At 70.9% G+C, this 1627-nt stretch carries 2 protein-coding genes; both read left to right on the top strand.

All coding sequences use genetic code 11. The features are described 5' to 3' along the window. Positions 1-125 precede the first annotated feature (125 nt). Positions 126-770, top strand: a complete 645-nt coding sequence (locus tag VF584_24825) for a tripartite tricarboxylate transporter substrate-binding protein (protein HEX8213423.1) — start codon at positions 126-128, stop codon at positions 768-770. A gap of 167 nt (positions 771-937) precedes the next feature. Continuing rightward, the coding region (locus VF584_24830; protein ID HEX8213424.1) for an IS1380 family transposase at positions 938-1627 on the top strand (690 nt) is incomplete at its 3' end.

Consider the following 1627-nt stretch of genomic DNA (forward strand, 5'->3'; position numbering starts at 1 on the left):
CAGCCCGGACAATCACCGCGCCATGGACTAAGGGGGAACGCGCTTGGTCGTTTGCCTCATACGAGGCGAGCTGAGCCAGGCAGAACAAGGCCGGGTATCGGCGCCAAGGGTTCGGGAGACGGAGAATGAGGGTCTTCGACGTGGTGGAGCCTGTCGCGTCCCGCCGTTCGGTACTGGCGCTGGGCGCCCTCGCCGGCGGCTTGGCGAGAGCGGGCGGCAGTGCCTTGGCTGCGGACTACCCGACGCGGCCGGTCAGGATCATCGTCCCCTACACGCCGGGAGGCACCACCGACATCGCCACGCGCCTCGTCGCCGACCCGCTGTCCAAGGCGCTAGGGCAGCCGGTGGTCGTCGAGAACAAGCCAGGCGCGAACAGCATCGTGGGCGCGGCCGCGGCCGCGTCGAGCCCGCCCGACGGCCACACGATCGTCATGGTGCTCCCCGCGCACGCGGCGAACGCGACGCTGCAGGCCGGGAAGATGCCCTTCGACCCGGTCGCGGGCTTCTCGCCGGTGTCGCTGGTGGTGCAGGCGCCGCTGGTCCTGGCCGGCAGCAAGCGGGTGCCCGCGCGGACGCTCCGGGAGTTCCTCGACTACGCCAAGCGGAACCCGGGCAAGGTCAACTACGGCTCGAGCGGGATCGGCGCCACCGCCCACCTCGCCATGGAGCTGCTCAAGCTGCGGACCGGCGTGCGGATGGAGCACATCCCCTACCGCGGCACGCAGCCGGCGCTGCAGGACCTCATGGCGGGCAACATCGGGCTGCTGTAGAGGGCGGTCCAATTTCAGGCCACCTCCACGCCATGCGCCGCAGGCTCCAACCACCTACTGTCCAAAGGCCGGATTGGCTGTAGAGGTTTGTGCGGCTTAGGTTTTCGCTGACCTATGACGTTGGCCGCGGAGCGCCGGAGTGGCCTGGTTTTACTCCGCCCGGTGGCCTGAAATTGGACCGCCCTATACAGCTCCGCTTCCGCGGCGCCGCGATCACCTCCGATGCGGGACTGCTGGCCTACCGCGAACTCGACGATGCGCTGGGCTTGACCTCCGCCGCGGGCGCGGCACTGGCGGACGCGCGCACCGGCAAGAACGGCCGGCACGCCCTGGTCGATTTGCTGCGCCAAGCCGTGTTCGGCCGCCTCGCCGGCTACGAGGACGTGAACGACGCCGAGCGGCTGCGCCGCGACCCGGCGATGCGCTGGGTGGTCGGCGGCCGCGCCGTCCAAGAGGCCGCCGCCTCCGCCAGCCAGATGGGCCGCTTCGAGACCGAGTGGCTGACCCGGCCGGAGAACCTCGCCGCGCTCGCCGACCTGCCCGGCCGTTGGATCGACACCGTGCATGCCCGCCGGCCGCCGCGGATCGTGGTGCTGGACATGGACTCCAGCGAGAGCCCCACCCACGGCGACCAGGAGGGCAGCTCCTGGAACGGCCACTTCGGCTGCACCTGCTACCACCCGCTCTTCGTGTTCAACCAGTTCGGCGACCTGGAGCGGTGCGCGCTCAGGCCGGGCAACGTGCACTCCGCCGACGGCTGGCGCGCGGTGCTGGAGCCGGTGGTGGCGCGCTACCGGGGCAGGGTGAAGCGCCTGTACTTCCGTGCGGACGCCGCCTTCGCCGGGCCGGAGATCTAC

The sequence above is a fragment of the Longimicrobium sp. genome (assembly GCA_036389135.1).
Classification (GTDB): domain Bacteria; phylum Gemmatimonadota; class Gemmatimonadetes; order Longimicrobiales; family Longimicrobiaceae; genus Longimicrobium.

Excerpts from the sequence above, each read along its gene's own strand:
- VF584_24825 (HEX8213423.1), top strand. The coding sequence starts at position 126 with ATGAGGGTCTTCGACGTGGTGGAGCCTGTCGCGTCCCGCCGTTCGGTA.